The sequence below is a fragment of the Aeromicrobium sp. genome (assembly GCF_036676885.1).
Classification (GTDB): Bacteria; Actinomycetota; Actinomycetes; order Propionibacteriales; family Nocardioidaceae; genus Aeromicrobium.
This window is the reverse complement of record NZ_JAKFCB010000128.1, coordinates 1-6,842: the sequence shown is the minus strand read 5'-3', so window position 1 is coordinate 6,842 and position 6,842 is coordinate 1. Positions and strand designations below refer to the sequence as shown.

The window sequence follows — 6,842 nt, the reverse complement described above, 5'->3', positions numbered from 1 at the left end:
TTGCGTCCGCCAGTCAGCCTCGAGGCCGGTCTTCGGACTTCCCGGGTATGACCCCGGGTCACCGCAGCGGGCCCTGTGCCGGATTTGCACCGGCTTCCCGATTCTCCCCGTGAGGGGCACCTCGAGTCTGTGCTGGCAAGACTAACGGTTGTCGTCGTATGCCAATAGGTCGCCGGGTTGGCAGTCCAAAACCTCGCAGATGCGGGTCAGGGTGCTGAACCGGATGGCCTTGGCCTTGCCGGTCTTGAGGATCGACAGGTTGACCAGCGAGATGTCGACGGCGAGGGACAGCTCGGTGAGGGTCATGCCGCGTCGCTCGAGCATCTCGTCGAGCGTGATCCGGATGCGGTGATCGCTCATATCGTCGCGTCGGCCTCAGCCTGGAGTGCCGCGGCGTGGCTCATGACTCGGCCGACGCTCACGATGCCGACGGCGCCGATCAGCGCCGGCACGGAAACGCTGAACCAGCCGTCCGTCCAGGACATCGAGTCGATCATGGAGGAGAGCAGCAATCCCTCGCCGAGCCACCTGAGGAACCCGGCTACCAGCAGGCCGCCCAGCAGCAGCCAACCAAGACGCGCGATACGGCGGGCCAGCTCAGCCGAGAACAAACCCTGTTGCCGCGCGTACCGGATGATCCTGCGTGTCAGCAGGACGAAGCCGAAGAACACGACGGCAGAAGGCGCCTCGGTGAGTCCGCTGAGGGCCTGTTCGCGGAAACCTGGATCTGGGTCGCAGAGACGGGCACCGTCGGGGCTGACCGACACGCCGCGATGGATGCCATCGTCCTTGCGGACGTCGCCATATGGGTCCTCCGTCAGGTCGAAGGTCCTGAGATCTGTCGCGACGCACACGCTGTCCCCACCCATACCGAGAGTGCTGCCACCCCAGCCGAATATCGCCGAGGCCAAGATCAGCGCGATCACCACGGCCAACAGCATCGCGAAGAAGCTCGTCACGAAATCGAGAGGACCCAGGGGGTCGCGGGTCTTTGCCATCAGACAGTTCCTTCCACGTCGTCCTGCAGGCGCGCGCCCTGCTTGAGCACGCGCCCGACCCCGACGATGCCGAGTGCGCCGAGGATCATGACAGCGGGGAAGTCGAGCTCCGCCCAGCCCGAGGTCTGGCCCTTGACCATCGTCCCGATCAGCAGGCTCTCGGCCGTGGTCTCGATGAGTGTGGCGGCGATCAGGCCGCCGAACAGCCACCAGCCGAGCCGGGTGAGCAGGCGGGCGGTTTCGTGTCCGAACGGTCCGCCGCGATCAGTCTGGATCATGACCCTGCGGATGCCGAACAGGAACACCAAGTAGACCGCGAACGTCGGCACCTCGGTCATGGCCTTCAGGCTGTACTTGACCGCCTTGTGATCAAGTCCCTTCAAGGGTTCGCAAACTAACAGCTCGATCGGGACGACGTCGACTCTGGACTCCACTTCGCCGATCTGCTCGGAGTAGTCGCCTTTGGTCGGCACATCCTCCACCGGCAGGTCGCCAGCATGGGCGCACAACTGACCGTCCCGATCGCCCTCGATGCCGACCGTCCCACTGCCTCCGATGAGGGTCAGCGGAACGATGAGGGCCGTCAAGAAAAGCCCAAGACCGACAAAGAACGTGAGCAGGTTCACGATCGTCGAGAACGGACCCCACACCGAACGCAGTTGATAGCTGGGCATAGAAGATCCTTATCGATAGTCGTTGTTATCGACAAACGATAAGCGCATGGGCTGGCCGGTGTCAGGCGTTCGGCAGATATCGTCACGGGCATGAGCACACAGGTCACGGTCGTCGGGATCGGCGCGGACGGTTGGACCGGACTGACGGCGGCAGCCAAGGAGCTCGTCGAGTCCGCCGACGTCGTGCTGGGCGGTGAGCGGCATCTCGCGATGCTGCCCGAGGCGGATCAGGTGCGTGAAGCCTGGCCCTCGCCGCTGCGCGACGGATTGCCGGCGCTGCTCGAGAAGCACGAGGGCAGGAAGGTCGTCGCCCTGGCCTCCGGCGATCCGCTCGTCTCCGGCATCGCCACGACGCTCGTCGACCTGCTCGGCAAGGAATCCGTCGTGGTGGTGCCCACGCTCTCGTCGGTCGCGCTCGCCCGCGCCCGTATGCGCTGGTCGGCCGAGTCGACCGAGGTCGTCACGCTCGTAGGCCGCGACCCGCACCTGGTAGCCCGGTCACTGGCGCCGGGCCTGCGGCTGCTCGTGCTGTCGTCGGACGGATCGACGCCCGCCGAGGTGGCCGGTCTGCTCACGGCTGCCGGCTACGGCGCCAGCCCGATGACGGTGCTGGCCGACCTCGGCTCGGAGACCGAGTCCCGTACGGACGGTGTCGCCGCTTCGTGGGGCGACCAGTCCGCACCCGACCTCAACGTCGTCGCGGTCGAGCTCGTCAGCTCAGGCGCGACGGTGCTGGGGTTCACCGCCGGGTTGCCGGAGGGCGCCTTCGACCACGACGGTCAGATCACCAAGCGCGACGTACGCGCGTCGGCGCTGGCCCGACTGGCCCCACTGCCGGGCCAGCTGCTCTGGGATGTGGGAGCGGGCGCCGGTTCGGTGGCGATCGAGTGGATGAGAGCCCACCCGACCTGCCGCGCGATCGCGATCGAGGCCCGCGAGGACCGCGCGGCGCGCATCGCCCGCAACGCGTCCGCGCTCGGCGTGCCTTCTCTCGACGTCGTGACCGGCCATGCGCCCGAGGCGCTCGACGGTCTCGAGGCGCCGCATGCGATCTTCATCGGCGGCGGCGCGACCGAGGAGGGTGTGCTCGACGCGTGCTGGTCGGCGCTGCGTCCCGGCGGCCGCCTCGTCGTGCACGGCGTGACGCTCGAGACCGAGGCCGTGCTGGCGGTTCGCTATGCCCAGCTCGGCGGCGAGCTGACCCGCCTCCACGTGGAGCACGCGGCACCGATCGGCACGTTCACCGGGTGGACCCCGGCCCGCGCCATCACGCAGTGGACCGTGACGAAGGCCGACGTATGACCGTGCACTTCGTCGGTGCCGGCCCCGGCGCGGCCGACCTCCTGACCCTGCGTGCCGTCGCGCTGCTCAACGCCGCGGACGTGTGCGTCTATGCCGGCACCTACATCGACCACGCCGTCCTCGACCACTGCCCCGACGGCGCGCAGCTCGTCGACACCCAGGACCTCGACCTCGACCAGATCACCGCACGCATCGTCGATGCGCACGCGGCCGGACTCGAGGTCGTACGCCTGTGCTCCGGCGACCCGTCGATCTACTCCGCGCTCCACGAGCAGGCCAAGCGGCTCGATGCCCACGGGGTGCCGTGGGACGTGACCCCCGGCGTGCCGGCGTACGCCGCGGCTGCCGCCCTGCTCGGCGCCGAGCTCACGGTGCCCGAGGTCGTGCAGTCCGTCGTCCTGACCCGTACGCAGGCGCGTTCGACCGCGATGCCTTCCGGCGAGGCGCTGGCCGCCTTCGCGGCGACCGGCTCCACGCTCGTCCTGCACCTGGCGATCACCCGCACCCGTACGCTCGCGGCCGAGCTCGCCGAGTCCTACGGCGCGGACTGCCCCGTCGCGGTGGTGGCGAATGCGAGCCAGCCGACCGAGGTCGTGCTGCGCGGCACCCTCGGCGACATCGCCGACCAGGTCGAGGCGGCAGGCCTGCGCCAGGCCGCGGTCATCCTCGTCGGCAAGGCGCTGGCCGAGGACGTACGCGGCGGTGAGTCGTACCTCTACGACCCGGCGCGCGACCGCTCGGCGAAGCGCCGCTGACGCGACTACACCTTGGGCATGTCGTCCCAGGCCTGGAGGAACTGCCGCTCCGACTCCGCGGCCTTGCCGAGCTCCACGGCGTGCAGGTGCAGGTAGGTGAGGTCGCTCTCGCCGCGGCGAATCGCCTCGGCGGCCAGCTCGAGCAGGAGGTGGCGGGCGACGGCGCTGTCGTGATGATCGCCGAGGGTTCGTTGCAGGTCCTGGACGGCGTGAGCCAGCTCGTCCGCCTGCGTGGGGCGGATCGTGGTCGTCACCTCGGCCGCGTAGCGCAGTCGCTTGGCGCACTTGCGCACCTCGTGAAGGGCGACGTCGCGCTCTCTGCCCTCGACCGCCGCCGCGACTTCTACCGCCTGCGCCAGCCGTTTCCCGGCTTTCGCGACGAGGCGAGGGAGAACCTGATGAGCCGGCTTCGACGCCCGAGGAGTGAGCGGCGGGTCGGCCACCAGCGCGTCGAGCGCGTCGACCAGCCGGACCTGACGTTCGCTGTCGAGCGCGTCCAGCACCTCGCGCCGGCCGGCCGCGAGATCGGCCGTGAGCCTGCTGTCGAGGCGCTCGGGCACCGGCCCGATGACGAGCTCCGCCGGCTCGGCGGCGACCAGCGCGGTGAGCCGTTCGCGCATGACCTGCGCATCACGTGCCGCGCCCGATGCGCCGGCGAGCCAGTTCAGCTCCCGGCGCAGGTGGGCAACGACATCGGGGTCGAGGAGCTTCCGGTACGTCGCCAGTGCCGCCCTCAGGCGCCGGATGGCGATGCGCATCTTGTGCACCGCGTCTGGCTCGTCCTCACGCACCCGGGAAGCGTGATGCTTCAGCTTCGTGACCTGGTCGTCCAGGTAGCTCATCAACAGGATCGACGCGGCGCTCTCGCGCGACGGATCGTCCATGTCGACCACGCCTCCGCTCCCTGGCACCTGCTGCGATCGTATCGGGACCGACCGTCCGGCGGTGCCGCCTCAGAACACCGCGTAGAAGCGGCCGGCCGGGTCGACCACGGCGCCGAGCGGTGCGTCGTACGTCGAACCCCATCGCGAGCGCGAGGGGGATCAGGACCAGCGAGAGCGCCGCGCTGATCAGGACGCCGGCCCAGACATGGGCGTCCAGCAACAGGCAGAGGGCCAGGAAGCCGGGGCCGCTCAGCACCATGACGACGCACAGGGCGTACATCGACAGGCGCCAGCCGCGGCCGACGGGTCTCACTTCAGTCACGGAGACATCCTGTCAGATGCGCTCCGGTGCAGGTCAGGAGGTGGAGCGCGGGGTCCAGGCCTGGCCGGCGGCCGTCGTACGGGTGCCGCTGGCGCCGATGATCAGCAGGCACTTCATGTCGATGGTTGCCGGATCGAGCTCGGCCAGGGTTGTCACGGTCAGTGACTCCTCGTCGCGGCCGATGTCGCGGCCGACGACCACGACGGTGTCGCCGGCGCGGTGATCGAGCAGGACCCGCTGCGCGTCCGCGACCTGCGTGGTCCGTGAGCGGGACGCGGGGTTGTAGATCCCGAGCACGAGGTCCGCCTCGGCGACGGCGCGCAGCCGCTTCTCGATCAGCGCCCACGGCTTGAGCCGGTCGGACAGGCTCATGACCGCGAAGTCGCCGCCGATCGGTGCCCCGGCGCGGGCCGCGACGACCTGCACGGCCGAGAGCCCGGGCAGCACGCGGATCGGGACGTCGGCGTATGCGTCGTCCTCCGCTGCCTCGAACACCGCGGCGGCCATGCCGAAGATGCCTGCGTCGCCGCCGGACACGACGGCAACGCTCTCACCCTTGAGGGCCAGGTCGAGGGCCAGGCGCGCGCGGTCGACCTCGACCGTGTTGCCGGAGGCGTGCCGGGTCAGGCCCTCGCGCTGCGGGACCCGGTTGACGTACGGCGCATAGCCCACGACGTGCTGGACGCCGGCCAGCGCCTCGGTGACCTCGGGGGTGATCCAGCGGTCGGGGCCGGGGCCGAGGCCGATGACGAGGAGCTCTGCCACGCTGGTTGAGCTTGTCGAAACCCCAATTCCTTTCGACAAGCTCAAGGGGCGGGGGTGGCTCAAGGGGGCTTTGGTGTCGCCGGGGACGACGATGAGGGAGAAGTACGGGACGGTCTCCGGGTCGACGTCGGCGACCGGCAGCCAGCGCTCCTCGGGCATCGAGGCGCGCTCGACGTACAGCGCACCGTCGAGCCGGCCGGCCTGGCGCAGCGCCGAGACGACCTTGGGGAACGTGCGGCCGAGCTTCATGATGATCGCGCCGTCAGTGTCGGCCAGGCGGCGGGCCAGCTCCGGCTCGTCGAGCGTGCCGGGCAGGATCGTGAGGACATCGGTCTGGCGTACGAGCGGCGAGGCGACGGTCGCGGTGGCCGCCGCGAACGCCGGAACACCCGGGACGACCTCGGTCTCGAAGCGGTCGGCGAGCCGGTCGTGCATGTACATGTAGGACCCGTAGAACAGCGGGTCGCCCTCCGCCAGCACGACAACGGTGCGACCGGCTTCGAGGTGCACCGCGAGGCGGGCTGCCGACTCCTCGTAGAACTCCGCCATCGCACCCGCATAGCCACCGGGGTGAGCCGTCGTGCCGGTCGTCACCGGGTAGCGCAGCTCCTCCTCGATGACGCCGTCAGGTATGAGGTCGGCGGCGATGCGGCGGGCATTCGACTGCTTGCCGACGCCGGCGTGGAACGCGATGACGTCGGCCGCGGCGATCAGCCGGGCCGCCTTGAGCGTGATGAGCTCAGGGTCGCCGGGCCCGAGCCCGACGCCGTAGAGGCGCCCGCTCACTCGCGCTCCTGCGCGATCGCGTTGAGCGCCGAGGCGGCCATCGCCGAGCCGCCACGACGGCCGTGCACCGTCAGGTAGGGGATGTCGAGCTCGAACGTCGCCAGCGCTTCCTTGGACTCGGCAGCACCGATGAAGCCCACCGGCGTGCCGATGATGGCCGCCGGCCGGGGCGCGCCGTCGAGCAGCATCTCGAGCAGGTGGAACAACGCCGTGGGGGCATTGCCGAATGCGACGACCGCGCCCTCGAGCTGGTCCTCCCACAGCGAGACCGCGGCCGCGGAACGGGTCGTCGACCACTCCTTGGCCAGCGCCGGAACCCGCGGATCACGCAGGAGGCACAGCACCTCGTTGTCCTT

General features: G+C 69.9%; 8 protein-coding genes and 1 riboswitch. Of the genes, 2 read left to right on the top strand and 6 right to left on the bottom strand.

All coding sequences use genetic code 11. From position 1 onward, the window contains the following. Window positions 1-6: 6 nt before the first annotated feature. Window positions 7-139, bottom strand: a riboswitch (cobalamin riboswitch). Between the two features lie 2 nt (window positions 140-141). From V6M46_RS06600 to V6M46_RS06590, 3 genes are read right to left on the bottom strand one after another with little or no spacing between them, the layout of a single operon-like run. Further along, window positions 142-360 carry a helix-turn-helix domain-containing protein gene (locus V6M46_RS06600; RefSeq protein WP_332663049.1) on the bottom strand — a complete coding sequence of 73 codons (219 nt, stop codon included), beginning with the start codon at window positions 358-360 and terminating at the stop codon, window positions 142-144. Then, entirely contained in the window at window positions 357-998 is a 642-nt protein-coding gene (locus V6M46_RS06595; protein ID WP_332663046.1) for a DUF2975 domain-containing protein, read from the bottom strand. The genes V6M46_RS06600 and V6M46_RS06595 overlap by 4 nt, the downstream gene beginning before the upstream one ends. Then, window positions 998-1,624 carry a hypothetical protein gene (locus V6M46_RS06590; RefSeq protein ID WP_332663044.1) on the bottom strand — a complete coding sequence of 209 codons (627 nt, stop codon included), beginning with the start codon at window positions 1,622-1,624 and terminating at the stop codon, window positions 998-1,000. Before V6M46_RS06590 ends, V6M46_RS06595 begins: the two co-directional genes overlap by 1 nt. Before the next feature lie 138 nt (window positions 1,625-1,762). Here V6M46_RS06590 and cbiE point away from each other — a divergent pair, with 138 nt between their 5' ends. Both cbiE and cobM read left to right on the top strand, forming a co-directional pair. Then, window positions 1,763-2,974, top strand: a complete 1,212-nt coding sequence (gene cbiE, locus V6M46_RS06585; RefSeq protein WP_332663041.1) for a precorrin-6y C5,15-methyltransferase (decarboxylating) subunit CbiE — start codon at window positions 1,763-1,765, stop codon at window positions 2,972-2,974. Then, a complete protein-coding gene (cobM, locus tag V6M46_RS06580; protein WP_332663038.1) occupies window positions 2,971-3,729 on the top strand; it encodes a precorrin-4 C(11)-methyltransferase in 759 nt (252 codons plus the stop codon). The genes cbiE and cobM overlap by 4 nt, the downstream gene beginning before the upstream one ends. Before the next feature lie 5 nt (window positions 3,730-3,734). Here cobM and V6M46_RS06575 read toward each other — a convergent pair whose 3' ends face one another. The 3 genes from V6M46_RS06575 to V6M46_RS06565 all read right to left on the bottom strand — a co-directional run. Next, entirely contained in the window at window positions 3,735-4,613 is an 879-nt protein-coding gene (locus V6M46_RS06575) for a CHAD domain-containing protein (protein WP_332663035.1), read from the bottom strand. A 355-nt stretch (window positions 4,614-4,968) separates the two neighbouring features. After that, window positions 4,969-6,486: a precorrin-2 C(20)-methyltransferase gene (locus tag V6M46_RS06570; RefSeq protein ID WP_332663033.1), complete on the bottom strand. Its 1,518-nt coding sequence runs from the start codon at window positions 6,484-6,486 to the stop codon at window positions 4,969-4,971. Next, window positions 6,483-6,842, bottom strand: a 360-nt coding sequence (locus V6M46_RS06565) for a precorrin-8X methylmutase (RefSeq protein WP_332663030.1), incomplete at its 5' end; no start/stop codon positions are given. The genes V6M46_RS06565 and V6M46_RS06570, both read right to left, overlap by 4 nt.

Excerpts from the sequence above, each read along its gene's own strand:
- V6M46_RS06600 (WP_332663049.1), bottom strand. The coding sequence starts at position 360 with ATGAGCGATCACCGCATCCGGATCACGCTCGACGAGATGCTCGAGCGA.
- V6M46_RS06595 (WP_332663046.1), bottom strand. The coding sequence starts at position 998 with ATGGCAAAGACCCGCGACCCCCTGGGTCCTCTCGATTTCGTGACGAGC.
- cbiE (WP_332663041.1), top strand. The coding sequence starts at position 1,763 with ATGAGCACACAGGTCACGGTCGTCGGGATCGGCGCGGACGGTTGGACC.
- cobM (WP_332663038.1), top strand. The coding sequence starts at position 2,971 with ATGACCGTGCACTTCGTCGGTGCCGGCCCCGGCGCGGCCGACCTCCTG.
- V6M46_RS06575 (WP_332663035.1), bottom strand. The coding sequence starts at position 4,613 with ATGGACGATCCGTCGCGCGAGAGCGCCGCGTCGATCCTGTTGATGAGC.